Here is a 13,543-nt window from a genome sequence, read left to right on the forward strand (position 1 = left end):
TCAAATAACGCCCATGACCCTGACCGAACTCAAATACATCGTGGCCGTGGCCCGCGAAAAGCATTTTGGCAAAGCCGCCGAAGCCTGCTTTGTGTCGCAACCCACGCTGTCGCTGGCCATCAAGAAGCTCGAGGAAGAGCTGGAGGTCAAGCTGTTTGAGCGCAGCGCCAGCGAGGTGTCGGTGACGCTTTTGGGCGAAGAGATCGTGCGCCAAGCCCAAAGCGTGCTGGAGCAAGCGGCCGAGATCAAGGAGATTGCCAAACGCGGCAAAGACCCGTTGTCGGGCACCATGCGCCTGGGCGTGATCTACACCATCGGGCCGTATTTGCTGCCCGATCTGGTGCGCCAGATCATCACCGACATCCCGCAAATGCCGCTGATGCTGCAAGAAAACTTCACCGTCCGCTTGCTGGAGATGCTGCGCACGGGCGAGATCGACTGCGCCATACTGGCCGAGCCGTTTCCCGAGTCAGGCTTGGCGGTGGCCCCTTTGTACGACGAGACCTTCATGGCGGCCCTGCCACTGAACCACCCGCTGGCCAAAGAGGCGTTCATCACCCCCGAGCAGCTGAAAAACGAGACCATGCTGCTGCTGGGCACGGGGCATTGCTTTCGCGACCATGTGCTGGAGGTGTGCCCCGAATTTGCCCGCTATGCGAGCCAGACCGACGGCATTCGCAAGACTTTTGAGGGCTCGTCGCTGGAGACCATCAAACACATGGTGGCTGCAGGGATGGGCGTGACTTTGGTGCCGCGCATGTCGGTGCCTGACCTCAAGCCCGTGCACAAGCGCTCGGGCGGGCGGCATGAATCGCCTGTGCGCTACCTGCCCATTGTCGACCCAGCAGGCGGCAAGCCGCCCACGCGCCGCGTGGTGCTGGCCTGGCGGCGCAGTTACACCCGCTACGAAGCGATTGCCGCCATGCGCAATGCCATTTATGCCTGCCCCTTGCCGGGAGTGACGCGCCTGTCCTGAGGGCGCTCTGAGTGCGTCTTTGGGCGAGAGCCGCAGCCCATTTGCGGTCTGGCTTCACCGATTGCTTGGGCCGCCGGGGTGGCCTCTCACACACCTGCCGCGCACAGATAATCGCCTTATGACCGACAAACTCAAGCTGTATCTGGATTTGATCCGATGGAATAGGCCCGCCGGCTGGCTGCTGTTGCTCTGGCCCTCATTGGCGGCCTTATGGGTGGCGGAAGGTGGATTTCCAGGCTGGCATCTGGTGGGGGTGTTCACTCTGGGCACCATCCTCATGCGCAGCGCCGGGTGTTGCATCAACGACGTGGCCGACCGCGACTTTGACAAACACGTCAAGCGCACGGCCAACCGCCCGGTGACGAGCGGGCGCATCGGCACCCGAGAGGCTTTGGCGGTGGGGGCCGTGCTGGCGCTGGGGGCGTTTGGCTTGGTGCTGACCACCAACCCGGCCACCATCGCTTGGTCATTCGCGGCGCTGGCCGTGACCTTGATCTATCCCTATGCCAAGCGGTTTGTCTCCATGCCACAGGCGGTGCTGGGTGTGGCCTTCAGCTTAGGCATCCCGATGGCGTTTGCGGCGGTGCAGGGACAAGTGCCGCTGTTGGCCTGGGGTTTGCTGTTGGGCAACCTGTTTTGGGTGCTGGCCTACGACACCGAATACGCCATGGTGGACCGCGATGACGACCTGCGCATTGGCATGAAGACCTCTGCCATCACCCTGGGCCCTTGGGATGTGCCCGCCATCATGGGTTTTTATGCGGCTTATTTGTGGATCTGGGCGTGGCTGCTGGATGCGGCGCAGCAAGGGCTTTGGTTCTGGCTGGCCTGGCTGGCCTCGGTGGGCCAGGTGGCTTGGCATTTTTTACTGATCCGCCACCGCACACGCGAAGGCTGCTTCAAAGCCTTCCGGCTGAACCATTGGCTGGGCTTCAGCGTGTTTGTGGGTGTGGTTTTGTCTTACCAGTGAGGCCCAACCACCCGCTTGGACCTGAAGGCGTCCATCCAGCGCTGCGGCCGGTTCAGGCCTTGCCGAATTCGTCGCCCAATTCACGCGCCCGCTGCTCGGCCGCTTGCATGGCTTTGACAAAAGCGGGTTTGATCCCGGCCGCATCCATTGCGGTGAGTGCTGCATAAGTGGTGCCGCCTTTGGAGGTGACGCGCTGGCGCAGCACTTCGGGCGATTCTGTTGATGCAGCCGCCAAGGAGGATGCGCCTGCAAACGTGGCCACGGCCAGTTGGTAGGCCTGCTCGGGCGACAAGCCCATGCCGGTGCCGGCCTCGGTCATGGCTTCGAGGAAATAAAAGACATAGGCCGGACCAGAACCCGACAAGGCGGTCACGGCGTCCAGCTGCGACTCTTGCTGCACCCAAATGAATTGTCCCGTGGTGGCAATGACTTGTTCCACCAGCGCCTGGTCTGCCGCGCTGACCGATGGGCAGGCAAACAAGCCGGTGATGCCCTGGCCCACCAAGGCGGGGGTGTTGGGCATGCAACGCACCACCCGATCGCTGCCGACCCAGCGGCCAATGCTGTCGGTGCGGATGCCGGCGGCCACAGACAGGTGCAGCGCGGCGCGGGTGTGCGGCATGACCGGGGCGGCCGCTTCGCTGAAGACTTGCGGCTTGACCGCCCAGACCACCAAATCCGCCTTGGCCAAATCGGGGCCAGCGGCGGGCAAAGCGCTGATGCCAAAGTCCTTGAGCAGTTTGGCGGCGGTGTCGGCAAAGGGTTCGACCACGGTGAATTGATCGGGCCTCATGCCCTGGCGGATCAGGCCGCCGATGATGGCGCTGGCCATGTTGCCGCCGCCAATGAAGGCCATGTGTTGCTGTGTTGAGGTCATGTCGGGTGTCTCAGGGGTGTCTGCAAGCTAGGGTCTATCGGGGAATTGTCGCTGTTTGTGAACCGCTGTTTGCGTTAGTCTCGGCGGCATGGACTACATCCTATCTTTGGATCAGGGCACGACCAGCTCGCGGGCGGTGGTGTTTGACCGCCGCGGGCAAGCCGTGGCCATGGCGCAGCGCGAGTTTGGCCAGTCTTTTCCTCGGCCCGGCTGGGTCGAGCATGACGCCCGGGAAATTTGGCAAACCCAGTACCGCGTGATGCAGGACGCCATGGCGCAGGCGGGCATAGGGGGCGGCCAGTTGCGTGCGGTGGGCATCACCAACCAGCGCGAAACCACGGTGTTGTGGGACCGCCGCACGGGCGAACCCGTGGCGCCCGCCATCGTCTGGCAAGACCGCCGAACTGCGGCCCAGTGCGATGCCTTGCGAGCAGCTGGGCATGCGGACGCGATTGCACGCAAAACCGGGCTGGTGCTGGATGCTTATTTTTCAGGTACCAAGCTGGCCTGGTTGCTCGACCATGTGCCCGGTGCCCGGGCCCGGGCTGAACGGGGTGAGTTGGCCTTCGGCACTGTAGACAGCTGGCTGGTTTGGCAGCTCACGGGAGGCCGTGTGCATGCCACCGATGCGAGCAACGCCTCGCGCACCCTGCTTTTGAATCTGAGCACAGGGGCTTGGGACGCGGACTTGCTGGCCTTGTTCAACATCCCCGCTTCTGTGTTGCCCCAGGTGCTGCCTTCGTGCGGCATCGTGGCCGAAACCGAGCCCCATTGGCTCGGGCGCCCGGTCCCGATTGCCGGCTGGGCCGGTGATCAGCAAGCCGCTTTGTTCGGGCAGGCCTGCTTTCAACCGGGCATGGCCAAAAACACCTATGGCACAGGCTGCTTCATGCTCATGAACACGGGTGATCGCCCTGTGGCGAGCCACCACCAGTTGCTCAGCACGGTGGCCTGGCAAGGCCCCGCTGGCGCTGAGCGTTCCTTGGCCTATGCACTGGAGGGCTCTGTTTTCATGGCCGGCGCGACGGTGCAGTGGTTGAGGGATGGTTTGCAGATCATTCAAAGTGCCCAGGAGGTGGAGGCCTTGGCGGCCAGCGTGTCGGACACAGGTGATGTGTTTCTGGTGCCGGCTTTTGCGGGGCTGGGCACCCCGGATTGGGACGGTCATGCCCGAGGCACCTTGGTGGGCATGACCCGGGGCACGGGTCGAGCCCACATCGCCCGGGCGGCTATAGAAGCCATTGCCTTGCAAACCGCCGATGTGTTTCAGGCCATGGCCAGTGACAGTGGGTTGGCCTTGACCGAGTTGCGCGTGGATGGCGGCGCTTGTCAAAACAACTTGCTGATGCAAATCCAGGCCAACGTGCTGGGTGTGCCTGTGGTGCGAAGCCGTGTGACCGAGACCACGGCCTTGGGCGCCGCCTATTTGGCAGGATTGGCCACGAATTTTTGGTCAGGCGCCGATGAAATATCGGCCCAATGGCAAGAGGCGCGCCGTTTTGAACCCGAATGGGATGCGGCGCAGCGACAACAGCACCTTGGGCGTTGGCGTGAGGCTGTCGATCGGTCCCGGGCCTGGGCAAGGGCTTGACGAGGTGTTGAGCCCCGCATTGGCGGCATCTGCCGCGCCTTTGCTGACCCGGCGAGAGGCGCTGCTGGACCGTTTGACCGCGCCCCGGGTTTGGGATTTGGTGGTCGTCGGAGGCGGTGCAACGGGTTTGGGGGTCGCTTTGCAGGCTGCACGTGAAGGCTTGAAGGTGGCATTGCTGGAAGCCCAAGACTTTGCACAAGGCACATCCTCGAGATCGACCAAGCTGGTGCATGGTGGCGTGCGCTATTTGGCCCAAGGCCATTGGCCATTGGTGAGGGAGGCGCTGCACGAAAGGCGTGGTTTGCTGGAGCGGGCGCCCCATCTGGCTCAACCACTGGCCTTTGTCATGCCCACTTACCGCCGCGGTGATCAGGCGTTTTACGGGGTGGGGCTCAAACTGTACGAATGGTTGGCTGCCTCGGCCAGCTTGGGCAAAACCCGTTTTCTGAATGCGCAGGTGACGCAGGCGTCCATACCGGGTGTTCGCTCTGAAGGTTTGCGTGGGGGGGTGGAGTATTGGGATGGCCAATTTGACGATGCTCGCCTGGCCTTGGCTTTGGCCCGTTCAGCGGCCCGCGAAGGGGCGTGCGTGGTCAACCATGTTGCTGTCGGCGGACTTCTTTATGAAAACGGTCGTGTGGCGGGTGTACAGGCGAAAGACGCCGAGCAGGGCTTGGCATTTGATTTGAAGGCGGCCTGTGTGATCAACGCCACGGGTGTCTGGGTGGATGGGCTGCGGCTGGCCGATGGGCGTCAACGCGATCAGCCAATGACCCGCTTGGTGACGCCCAGCCAAGGTGTTCACTTGGTCGTTGACGCCTCCTTTTGGCCGGGCGACAAAGCCTTGCTGGTCCCCAAAACGGCGGATGGGCGTGTGCTTTTTGCAGTGCCTTGGCTTGGCAAGGTTTTGCTGGGCACCACGGATACCGCCCGACTTGATGCGCCCAGCGAACCCCGTCCAGCCAGCGAAGAGGTCGATTGGATCTTGAAAGAGGCGGGTCGGTACTTGCGAAAGGCGCCCGGTCGACAGGATGTTTTGAGCGCGTGGGCAGGTCTTCGCCCCCTGGTGCAGGTGGACTCGCCGTCATCTTCACCGAGTGCGAAGACCCAAAAAATCAGTCGCGAACACCATGTCGAGGTGACCGGTTCCGGTTTGGTGACTGTCACGGGTGGCAAATGGACCACTTACAGCGTCATGGCGCACGACGTGTTGAAGCAGGCCCGGCGCTTGGTGGGGCTCAAGGCCCCTTTGAAGACCTTGGCAAAAGAGTACCCGTTGATAGGTGCACCAAACCAGGATGCGGGGGCGCACCCACTCACGGGGCCTGGGGGCGCGCATTTGTACGGCTCAGAGCAATGCTGGCTGGGGTCTTTGCCGGGTGCCCAAGTGGTCCTTGCTCCAGGTCTGACCGAGGCCATGGTGAGGTTTGCGGCGCGTTTTGAATATGCGCGCAGCGTGGAAGATGTCCTGGCCAGAAGGTCCCGCTGCCTGTTCCTGGATGCGGCATTGGCCAAAGCGGTCGCCCCCAAAGTGGCGTACATCCTGCGCCAAGAACTGGCCATCGACCCGAACCTGGAGGCATTTCAGGCGCTTGCCGACGCCTATGGCCGTTGCCCATGAGCCGGCCGCATCATCGGCGAGTGGCCAGCCAAGACCCACAGGGCAAAAGCGGAACTTTTGACCATCGATCAGCCGATTGGATGGATTTTTTTCAAAAGGTATTGCGCAGCCCTGGCAATTCAGGCATAATCGTGGGCTTCGCCTTGAAAAAGGCGTAGGTATCTGCCCAAACTGAAGCACAGCGAGTGGTTTGCTGTGTGAATGACGGGTCCAAGACTGATTCCTGCAGGTTGGCTTATCGGCCAATTGGCAAGGAGTACAAGTTGGGAACAAAGAAATGATCCAGACAGAATCTCGGTTGGATGTGGCCGACAACACCGGCGCCAAGTCCGTGCTGTGCATCAAGGTGCTCGGCGGGTCCAAGCGTCGCTATGCAAGTGTTGGCGACATCATCAAAGTGAGCATCAAAGAAGCCGCTCCACGTGGTCGCGTCAAAAAAGGCGAGATTTACAGTGCTGTGGTGGTTCGCACTGCCAAGGGCATCCGCCGTGGCGATGGTTCGCTCATCAAATTCGATGGCAACGCCGCTGTGTTGCTGAACGCCAAGTTGGAGCCCATCGGCACCCGCATCTTCGGCCCGGTCACGCGTGAACTGCGTACCGAGAAGTTCATGAAGATCGTGTCCCTGGCTCCTGAAGTACTGTAAGGACGCGCCATGAACAAGATTCGCACAGGCGACGAAGTCATCGTCATCACAGGTCGTGACAAGGGCAAGCGCGGCAAAGTGTCGTCGCGCGCCAGCGACTCTCACCTGCTGATTGATGGTATCAACATCGTCAAAAAACACGCCAAGCCAAACCCTATGAAGGGCACAACTGGCGGCATCATCGAAAAGGCCATGCCGATTCACCAATCCAATGTGGCGATTTTCAACGCTGCAACAGGCAAGGCTGATCGCGTGGGCATCAAGTTGCAGGCTGACGGCAAGCGCGTTCGCGTTTACAAGTCCAGCGGCGAAGAAATCAAGGTGGCATGAGCATGGCACGTTTGCAACAACTCTTCCGCGAGAAAATCGCTGCTGACCTGACAGCCAAATTTGGCTACACGTCACCCATGCAGGTGCCTCGCATCACCAAGATCACCCTGAACATGGGTGTGTCTGAGGCGGTGGCTGACAAAAAAGTCATGGACCACGCTGTGAGTGACCTGACCAAGATTGCGGGCCAAAAGCCTGTGGTCACCAAGGCCAAGAAAGCCATTGCCGGTTTCAAAATCCGTGAACAACAGCCCATCGGCTGCATGGTGACACTGCGTGGCGTTCAGATGTATGAATTCCTGGACCGTTTCGTGACCGTGGCATTGCCCCGCGTTCGTGACTTCCGTGGAATTTCTGGCCGTGCCTTTGATGGCCGCGGCAACTACAACATCGGCGTGAAAGAGCAGATCATTTTCCCTGAGATTGAGTACGACAAGGTGGATGCCTTGCGCGGTCTCAATATCAGCATCACCACAACGGCCAAGTCTGACGAAGAGTGCAAAGCTCTTTTGGCAGCTTTCCGCTTCCCCTTCAAGAACTGAGGTGTCACGTGGCTAAAGTAGCTTTGATCGAGCGCGAGCTCAAGCGTGAAAAACTGGCGGCCAAGTACGCGAAAAAATACGCGGAATTGAAAGCCATCGCCAACGATGCCAAGCGCAGCGATGAAGAGCGTGCAGCTGCCCGTCTGGGTCTGCAAAAGCTCCCGCGCAACGCCAACCCGACCCGCCAACGCAACCGCTGTGAAATCACCGGTCGCCCACGCGGTACGTTCCGTCAATTTGGTCTGGGTCGCGCCAAGATCCGTGAATTAGCCTTTGCAGGCAACATTCCGGGCGTGACCAAGGCCAGCTGGTAATCGGCAGGAGATAACAACATGAGCATGAGTGATCCTATTGCCGATCTGTTGACCCGCATCCGCAACGCACAAATGGTGTCAAAAGCCAATGTGTTGGTTCCATCTTCCAAGGTGAAGGTGGCCATCGCCCAAGTGCTGAAAGATGAAGGCTACATTGACGGCTTCCAAGTCAAAACCGAAGATGGCAAGGCCACCCTCGAAATCGCCCTGAAGTATTACGCTGGCCGCCCGGTCATCGAGCGTATCGAGCGCGTGAGCCGCCCTGGCCTGCGCGTGTACAAAGGCCGTGATGCTATTCCTCAAGTCCAAAACGGCTTGGGCGTGGCCATCGTCACCACACCCCAAGGTGTGATGACCGATCGCAAAGCGCGTGCAGTCGGTGTCGGCGGCGAAGTGCTGTGCTACGTCGCTTAAAGGGAGAAAAAGAATGTCCCGCGTAGGAAAAATGCCTGTGACCATCCCCGCTGGTGTGGATGTGTCGATCAATGCAACACAAATCAGTGTGAAGGGCGCTGGTGGTCAATTGGCCATCGCTGCCAACACACTGGTGACCGTGAACAACGAAGGAGGCAAACTGAGTTTTGCGCCTGCCAATGATTCACGTGAAGCCAACGCCATGAGCGGCACCTTGCGTCAGCTGGTGAGCAACATGGTGACTGGCGTGACCAAAGGTTTCGAAAAGAAGCTGAACCTGATCGGCGTGGGTTACAAAGCGGCGGCCTCTGGCGCCAAATTGAACCTGGCTGTGGGTTACTCACACCCCGTCAACATCGACATGCCAGCTGGCATCACGGTGGCCACTCCCAGCGCGACTGAAATCGTGATCAAGGGTGCTGACCGTCAACGTGTTGGCCAAATTGCTGCTGAGATCCGTGCTGTTCGTCCACCCGAGCCTTACAAAGGCAAGGGCATCCGTTATTCGGATGAGAAGATCACGATCAAAGAGACCAAGAAGAAATAAGGAGCTGCATCATGTTGACCAAGAAAGAGCAGCGTCTGCGTCGTGCACGCCAAACACGCATCCGCATTGCACAGCAAGGCGTGGCCCGTTTGACTGTGAGCCGCACCAACTTGCACATCTACGCCAGCGTCATTTCTGGCTGTGGAACCAAAGTGTTGGCCAGTGCCTCCACTGCCGAAGCCGAAGTGCGCACGGCATTGGGTGCAGCGGGCAAAGGCGGCAATGCCGCAGCAGCCACCGTCATCGGCAAGCGCATCGCTGAAAAAGCAAAAGCTGCTGGTGTTGAGAAGGTCGCCTTCGACCGCGCAGGTTTCGCTTACCACGGTCGTGTCAAGGCTTTGGCCGAAGCAGCCCGTGAAGCAGGTCTGCAGTTCTAAACGGATCGGAGTTACAAATGGCTAAATTTACAGCAAAACCGCAGAGCGACGGTCCTGAAGACGGTCTGCGCGAAAAGATGATCGCGGTCAACCGCGTGACCAAGGTGGTCAAGGGTGGCCGTATCCTGGGTTTCGCCGCATTGACTGTGGTCGGTGATGGCGATGGCAAAGTGGGCATGGGCAAGGGCAAATCGAAAGAAGTGCCGGCAGCTGTGCAAAAAGCGATGGAAGAAGCCCGTCGCAACCTGGCCAAAGTTCACCTCAAGAACGGCACCATTCACCACGCGGTGAACGGTCACCACGGCGCTGCACGCGTCATGATGGCGCCTGCACCCAAGGGTACCGGCATCATCGCGGGTGGTCCTATGCGTGCGGTGTTCGAAGTGGTGGGTATCACCGACATCGTGGCCAAGAGCCATGGCTCGTCCAACCCTTACAACATGGTTCGTGCCACTTTGGACGCTTTGTCCAATTGCACAACAGCATCCAACGTGGCTGCCAAGCGTGGCAAGTCGGTTGAAGAGTTGTTTGGCTGAACCGGAGATCGAACATGACGACACAATCCACCGTGAAAGTCCAACTGGTTCGCAGCCCGATTGGTACCAAAGAGTCTCACCGCGCCACCGTGCGTGGCCTGGGCTTGCGCAAGCTGAACTCTGTGAGCGAGTTGCAAGACACGCCCGCAGTGCGCGGCATGATCAACAAGATCAGCTACCTGGTCAAAGTTCTCTAAGAGGCGAATGATGGAACTCAATAGCATCAAGCCCGCAGAAGGCTCCAAGCACGCGCCACGTCGCGTGGGCCGTGGTATCGGTTCGGGTCTGGGTAAAACCGCCGGACGCGGTCACAAAGGTCAAAAATCCCGTTCGGGTGGCTACCACAAGGTGGGCTTTGAAGGCGGTCAAATGCCTTTGCAGCGCCGCTTGCCCAAGCGTGGTTTCAAATCACATTTGCTGAAGTACAACGCAGAAATCACACTGACCACCTTGTCTCGTTTGGACTTGGCAGAAGTGGACGTCTTGGCATTGAAACAAGCCGGTCTGGTTTCTCAAATGGCCAAAGTGGTCAAAGTGATCAACACAGGTGAGTTGACCAAAGCCGTCAAGTTGACCGGTATTGGCGCGACTGCTGGTGCCAAAGTGGCCATTGAGGCTGCTGGCGGCTCTGTTGCCTGAATGTTCATAAGCGAGAAACACTGTGGCAACCAGCGCTAATTCAACAGCCAAAACAGACAAGTTCGGTGACCTGCGTCGCCGGCTGCTGTTCTTGCTGCTCGCGCTGGTGGTTTACCGTGCGGGTGCTCACATTCCGGTCCCTGGCATTGACCCTGATCAGCTCAAGCAGTTGTTCAATGGCCAGCAAGGCGGCATCCTGAACCTGTTCAACATGTTCTCGGGTGGCGCTTTGTCGCGGTTTACCGTGTTTGCGCTGGGGATCATGCCTTACATCTCTGCGTCCATTGTGATGCAGCTGTTGACTTATGTATTGCCTACCTTCGAGCAATTGAAGAAAGAAGGCGAAGCGGGACGTCGAAAAATCACCCAATACACCCGTTTTGGTGCCTTGGGTTTGGCGATCTTTCAGTCTTTCGGAATTGCTGTAGCACTTGAGGCTTCTGCCGGTTTGGTGATCAACCCAGGCATGGGTTTCCGGATGACGGCTGTTGTGAGTTTGACTGCAGGCGCCATGTTCTTGATGTGGTTGGGTGAGCAGATCACCGAACGCGGTTTGGGCAACGGTATCTCGATCCTCATCTTTGCTGGCATTGCCGCTGGATTGCCCAGTGCATTGGGTGGCTTGTTTGAATTGGTGCGCACAGGGGCCATGAACCCATTGGTCTCGATGATGATCATTGTGGTGGTCGCGCTGGTCACTTACTTTGTGGTCTTCGTTGAACGCGGTCAGCGCAAAATTTTGGTCAATTACGCACGCCGTCAGGTAGGCAACAAAGTGTATGGCGGGCAGTCATCCCACTTGCCACTCAAACTGAACATGGCGGGTGTGATTCCTCCAATTTTTGCTTCGTCGATCATTCTGCTCCCAGCGACCTTGATGGGCTGGTTCACCTCCGGCTCTTCCGAAAGTGTCGTCGTTCGCTTCTTTAAAGATGTGGCGAGTGCTTTGGCACCAGGACAGCCCGTGTATGTGATGTTCTACGCCGCTGCGATCATTTTCTTCTGTTTCTTTTACACAGCGTTGGTGTTCAACAGCCGTGAAACAGCTGACAACTTGAAGAAAAGCGGGGCTTTCATCCCTGGCATTCGCCCTGGTGATCAGACTGCCAAGTACATCGACAAGATTTTGCTGCGTTTGACTGCAGTGGGTGCGGCTTACATCACGTTTGTGTGTTTGCTGCCAGAGTTTTTGATTCTGAAATACAATGTTCCGTTTTACTTTGGCGGTACCTCTTTGCTGATCATCGTGGTCGTGACCATGGATTTCATGGCACAAGTACAAAACTACTTGATGTCTCAACAATACGATTCGCTTTTGAAAAAGGCGAGTTTCAAGTCCTGAGTGGCTTGGTTCGGGTTTGGTAAAGAACCCTGCGTTTTACGCAGGGACACAATTTTCACCTGGTCTGCGAAGTCTGGGTATCGATGAGTTTTAGGAGAGAACCATGAGAGTTTCGGCTTCGGTGAAAAAAATTTGCCGCAACTGCAAGATCATTCGCCGTAAAGGCGTTGTTCGTGTGATCTGCACAGATCCACGTCACAAGCAGCGTCAAGGCTGATTGAATTAGTTTTAGAGGACGAAAATGGCACGTATCGCTGGCATCAACATTCCGCCGCACAAACATGCTGAAATTGGCTTGACAGCCATCTTCGGTATTGGTCGCACCCGCGCTCGACAAATTTGCGAAGCCTCTGGCATCGCTTATTCCAAAAAGATCAAAGATCTGACGGACGCTGATCTCGAAAAAATTCGCGATCAAATCGCAGTTTTCACCATCGAAGGTGATCTGCGTCGCGAAACAACCATGAACATCAAGCGTTTGATGGACATCGGTTGCTACCGCGGTTTCCGTCATCGTCGTGGCTTGCCCATGCGCGGTCAGCGTACACGCACCAATGCACGCACTCGCAAGGGTCCGCGCAAAGGCGCAGCGGCTCTGAAGAAATAAGCAGGACTGAGAGACCACCATGGCTAAAGCACAATCCAACAGCGCATCGCAACGTGTTCGCAAAAAAGTCCGCAAGAACATTGCGGACGGCATTGCACACGTGCACGCGTCTTTCAACAACACCATCATCACGATCACCGACCGTCAGGGTAATGCCTTGTCGTGGGCTTCTTCGGGTGGCCAAGGTTTCAAGGGTTCACGCAAGTCGACACCTTTTGCAGCCCAAGTCGCTTCTGAGGTCGCAGGTCGTGCTGCGCAAGAACAAGGCATCAAAAACTTGGACGTCGAAATCAAGGGTCCTGGCCCTGGTCGCGAGTCTTCGGTTCGTGCCCTGGGTGCATTGGGTATCCGCATCACTTCGATCGCCGACGTGACACCGGTGCCGCACAACGGTTGCCGCCCTCAGAAGCGTCGTCGTATCTAATCTCAAACCAAGCCCACCGCCAGGCCATGCTTGCATCGCCTGGCTCCCGCATTTCTGATGCGGCAGTTGCATAAAGGAAAATCAAGTGGCACGCTACCTCGGCCCCAAGGCCAAACTCTCCCGCCGTGAAGGCACTGACTTGTTCCTCAAGAGCGCCCGTCGCTCGATTGCGGACAAGTCTAAATTTGATTCGAAGCCTGGCCAACACGGCCGCACTTCTGGTCAGCGCACATCAGATTACGGTCTGCAATTGCGCGAAAAGCAAAAAGTCAAGCGCATGTACGGTGTGCTGGAGAAGCAGTTCCGCCGTTATTTCGCAGAAGCCGATCGCCGCAAGGGCAACACAGGTTCCAACTTGTTGGGATTGTTGGAGTGCCGTCTCGACAACGTCGTCTACCGCATGGGCTTTGGCTCCACACGTGCTGAAGCACGTCAGATGGTGTCACACAAGGCCATCACGGTGAATGGTCAGTCAGTGAACATCCCTTCATACTTGGTCAAGGCCGGTGATGTGATCGCTGTTCGCGAAAAATCCAAGAAGCAAAACCGTGTGGTTGAAGCTTTGCAACTGGCTTTGCAAGTGGGCATGCCTGCTTGGGTTGAAGTCAATGCCGACAAGGCAGAAGGCACCTTCAAAAAGGTTCCTGATCGTGATGAATTCGCTGCAGACATCAACGAATCGCTGATCGTCGAACTGTACTCGCGTTAATTCTGAGTCGTTTCAATCGTTCCCGGGTGGCCTTGACAGGCTGCACCGGGTGCTTCATCAGCCTTACCGGTGTAACGGACC

Annotated in this window: 20 protein-coding genes; 19 read left to right on the plus strand and 1 reads right to left on the minus strand. The window is 58.1% G+C overall.

Annotation, left to right across the window (positions count from 1 at the left end; translation table 11 throughout):
- Nucleotides 1-13 precede the first annotated feature (13 nt).
- Together LHAB_RS05860 and ubiA are read left to right on the plus strand one after the other, a co-directional pair.
- Nucleotides 14-976 (plus strand): LysR substrate-binding domain-containing protein, encoded by a 963-nt coding sequence (locus LHAB_RS05860; RefSeq protein WP_090044594.1) that lies wholly within the window; start codon nucleotides 14-16, stop codon nucleotides 974-976.
- 118 nt (nucleotides 977-1,094) lie between these two features.
- The gene (ubiA, locus tag LHAB_RS05865; protein WP_090044597.1) at nucleotides 1,095-1,946 is read left to right on the plus strand and encodes a 4-hydroxybenzoate octaprenyltransferase; all 852 of its coding nucleotides are present in this window, start codon (nucleotides 1,095-1,097) and stop codon (nucleotides 1,944-1,946) included.
- Nucleotides 1,947-1,998: 52 nt separating this feature from the next.
- Here the strand turns inward: ubiA and proC are convergent, their stop codons facing one another.
- A complete protein-coding gene (gene proC, locus LHAB_RS05870; protein ID WP_090044599.1) occupies nucleotides 1,999-2,823 on the minus strand; it encodes a pyrroline-5-carboxylate reductase in 825 nt (274 codons plus the stop codon).
- A gap of 88 nt (nucleotides 2,824-2,911) precedes the next feature.
- On the opposite strand from proC, the gene glpK reads away from it, so the two are divergent.
- From glpK to rpsD, 17 genes are all read left to right on the plus strand, one after another.
- Nucleotides 2,912-4,414, plus strand: a complete 1,503-nt coding sequence (gene glpK, locus LHAB_RS05875; protein WP_090044600.1) for a glycerol kinase GlpK — start codon at nucleotides 2,912-2,914, stop codon at nucleotides 4,412-4,414.
- Nucleotides 4,338-6,035: a glycerol-3-phosphate dehydrogenase/oxidase gene (locus LHAB_RS05880; RefSeq protein ID WP_090044602.1), complete on the plus strand. Its 1,698-nt coding sequence runs from the start codon at nucleotides 4,338-4,340 to the stop codon at nucleotides 6,033-6,035. Before glpK ends, LHAB_RS05880 begins: the two co-directional genes overlap by 77 nt.
- Before the next feature lie 277 nt (nucleotides 6,036-6,312).
- Nucleotides 6,313-6,681 carry a 50S ribosomal protein L14 gene (rplN, locus tag LHAB_RS05885; RefSeq protein WP_019427444.1) on the plus strand — a complete coding sequence of 123 codons (369 nt, stop codon included), beginning with the start codon at nucleotides 6,313-6,315 and terminating at the stop codon, nucleotides 6,679-6,681.
- Between the two features lie 9 nt (nucleotides 6,682-6,690).
- Nucleotides 6,691-7,011: a 50S ribosomal protein L24 gene (gene rplX / locus LHAB_RS05890; protein WP_062407194.1), complete on the plus strand. Its 321-nt coding sequence runs from the start codon at nucleotides 6,691-6,693 to the stop codon at nucleotides 7,009-7,011.
- A 2-nt stretch (nucleotides 7,012-7,013) separates the two neighbouring features.
- Nucleotides 7,014-7,553, plus strand: a complete 540-nt coding sequence (gene rplE, locus LHAB_RS05895; protein WP_062408250.1) for a 50S ribosomal protein L5 — start codon at nucleotides 7,014-7,016, stop codon at nucleotides 7,551-7,553.
- Between the two features lie 8 nt (nucleotides 7,554-7,561).
- Nucleotides 7,562-7,867 (plus strand): 30S ribosomal protein S14, encoded by a 306-nt coding sequence (gene rpsN, locus LHAB_RS05900; RefSeq protein ID WP_090044604.1) that lies wholly within the window; start codon nucleotides 7,562-7,564, stop codon nucleotides 7,865-7,867.
- An 18-nt stretch (nucleotides 7,868-7,885) separates the two neighbouring features.
- Nucleotides 7,886-8,281: a 30S ribosomal protein S8 gene (gene rpsH / locus LHAB_RS05905; RefSeq protein ID WP_090044606.1), complete on the plus strand. Its 396-nt coding sequence runs from the start codon at nucleotides 7,886-7,888 to the stop codon at nucleotides 8,279-8,281.
- Nucleotides 8,282-8,294: 13 nt separating this feature from the next.
- Nucleotides 8,295-8,828, plus strand: coding sequence for a 50S ribosomal protein L6 (gene rplF, locus LHAB_RS05910; protein ID WP_090044608.1), 534 nt, complete (start codon nucleotides 8,295-8,297; stop codon nucleotides 8,826-8,828).
- An 11-nt stretch (nucleotides 8,829-8,839) separates the two neighbouring features.
- Nucleotides 8,840-9,205 (plus strand): 50S ribosomal protein L18, encoded by a 366-nt coding sequence (gene rplR, locus LHAB_RS05915; RefSeq protein ID WP_062407202.1) that lies wholly within the window; start codon nucleotides 8,840-8,842, stop codon nucleotides 9,203-9,205.
- 17 nt (nucleotides 9,206-9,222) lie between these two features.
- Entirely contained in the window at nucleotides 9,223-9,741 is a 519-nt protein-coding gene (gene rpsE, locus LHAB_RS05920) for a 30S ribosomal protein S5 (RefSeq protein ID WP_090044609.1), read from the plus strand.
- Between the two features lie 14 nt (nucleotides 9,742-9,755).
- On the plus strand, nucleotides 9,756-9,938 hold the full coding sequence (gene rpmD / locus LHAB_RS05925) for a 50S ribosomal protein L30 (RefSeq protein WP_089951917.1): 183 nt from the start codon (nucleotides 9,756-9,758) through the stop codon (nucleotides 9,936-9,938).
- Nucleotides 9,939-9,948: 10 nt separating this feature from the next.
- Nucleotides 9,949-10,380, plus strand: a complete 432-nt coding sequence (rplO, locus tag LHAB_RS05930; RefSeq protein WP_090047720.1) for a 50S ribosomal protein L15 — start codon at nucleotides 9,949-9,951, stop codon at nucleotides 10,378-10,380.
- Between the two features lie 22 nt (nucleotides 10,381-10,402).
- On the plus strand, nucleotides 10,403-11,722 hold the full coding sequence (secY, locus tag LHAB_RS05935) for a preprotein translocase subunit SecY (RefSeq protein ID WP_090044613.1): 1,320 nt from the start codon (nucleotides 10,403-10,405) through the stop codon (nucleotides 11,720-11,722).
- A 103-nt stretch (nucleotides 11,723-11,825) separates the two neighbouring features.
- Complete coding sequence (rpmJ, locus tag LHAB_RS05940; RefSeq protein ID WP_011481465.1) at nucleotides 11,826-11,939, plus strand: 50S ribosomal protein L36; 114 nt, start codon at nucleotides 11,826-11,828, stop codon at nucleotides 11,937-11,939.
- Nucleotides 11,940-11,963: 24 nt separating this feature from the next.
- Nucleotides 11,964-12,329 (plus strand): 30S ribosomal protein S13, encoded by a 366-nt coding sequence (gene rpsM / locus LHAB_RS05945; protein ID WP_019429278.1) that lies wholly within the window; start codon nucleotides 11,964-11,966, stop codon nucleotides 12,327-12,329.
- Nucleotides 12,330-12,348: 19 nt separating this feature from the next.
- Nucleotides 12,349-12,753: a 30S ribosomal protein S11 gene (gene rpsK, locus LHAB_RS05950; RefSeq protein WP_019429279.1), complete on the plus strand. Its 405-nt coding sequence runs from the start codon at nucleotides 12,349-12,351 to the stop codon at nucleotides 12,751-12,753.
- Nucleotides 12,754-12,838: 85 nt separating this feature from the next.
- Nucleotides 12,839-13,462 carry a 30S ribosomal protein S4 gene (gene rpsD / locus LHAB_RS05955; RefSeq protein WP_090044615.1) on the plus strand — a complete coding sequence of 208 codons (624 nt, stop codon included), beginning with the start codon at nucleotides 12,839-12,841 and terminating at the stop codon, nucleotides 13,460-13,462.
- Nucleotides 13,463-13,543 lie beyond the last annotated feature (81 nt).

It is taken from the genome of Limnohabitans sp. 2KL-27, from assembly GCF_001269345.1.
GTDB lineage: Bacteria > Pseudomonadota > Gammaproteobacteria > Burkholderiales > Burkholderiaceae_C > Limnohabitans_A.

Excerpts from the sequence above, each read along its gene's own strand:
- LHAB_RS05860 (WP_090044594.1), top strand. The coding sequence starts at position 14 with ATGACCCTGACCGAACTCAAATACATCGTGGCCGTGGCCCGCGAAAAG.
- ubiA (WP_090044597.1), top strand. The coding sequence starts at position 1,095 with ATGACCGACAAACTCAAGCTGTATCTGGATTTGATCCGATGGAATAGG.
- proC (WP_090044599.1), bottom strand. The coding sequence starts at position 2,823 with ATGACCTCAACACAGCAACACATGGCCTTCATTGGCGGCGGCAACATG.
- glpK (WP_090044600.1), top strand. The coding sequence starts at position 2,912 with ATGGACTACATCCTATCTTTGGATCAGGGCACGACCAGCTCGCGGGCG.
- LHAB_RS05880 (WP_090044602.1), top strand. The coding sequence starts at position 4,338 with ATGCGGCGCAGCGACAACAGCACCTTGGGCGTTGGCGTGAGGCTGTCG.
- rplN (WP_019427444.1), top strand. The coding sequence starts at position 6,313 with ATGATCCAGACAGAATCTCGGTTGGATGTGGCCGACAACACCGGCGCC.
- rplX (WP_062407194.1), top strand. The coding sequence starts at position 6,691 with ATGAACAAGATTCGCACAGGCGACGAAGTCATCGTCATCACAGGTCGT.
- rplE (WP_062408250.1), top strand. The coding sequence starts at position 7,014 with ATGGCACGTTTGCAACAACTCTTCCGCGAGAAAATCGCTGCTGACCTG.
- rpsH (WP_090044606.1), top strand. The coding sequence starts at position 7,886 with ATGAGCATGAGTGATCCTATTGCCGATCTGTTGACCCGCATCCGCAAC.
- rplF (WP_090044608.1), top strand. The coding sequence starts at position 8,295 with ATGTCCCGCGTAGGAAAAATGCCTGTGACCATCCCCGCTGGTGTGGAT.
- rplR (WP_062407202.1), top strand. The coding sequence starts at position 8,840 with ATGTTGACCAAGAAAGAGCAGCGTCTGCGTCGTGCACGCCAAACACGC.
- rpsE (WP_090044609.1), top strand. The coding sequence starts at position 9,223 with ATGGCTAAATTTACAGCAAAACCGCAGAGCGACGGTCCTGAAGACGGT.
- rpmD (WP_089951917.1), top strand. The coding sequence starts at position 9,756 with ATGACGACACAATCCACCGTGAAAGTCCAACTGGTTCGCAGCCCGATT.
- rplO (WP_090047720.1), top strand. The coding sequence starts at position 9,949 with ATGGAACTCAATAGCATCAAGCCCGCAGAAGGCTCCAAGCACGCGCCA.
- rpmJ (WP_011481465.1), top strand. The coding sequence starts at position 11,826 with ATGAGAGTTTCGGCTTCGGTGAAAAAAATTTGCCGCAACTGCAAGATC.
- rpsM (WP_019429278.1), top strand. The coding sequence starts at position 11,964 with ATGGCACGTATCGCTGGCATCAACATTCCGCCGCACAAACATGCTGAA.
- rpsK (WP_019429279.1), top strand. The coding sequence starts at position 12,349 with ATGGCTAAAGCACAATCCAACAGCGCATCGCAACGTGTTCGCAAAAAA.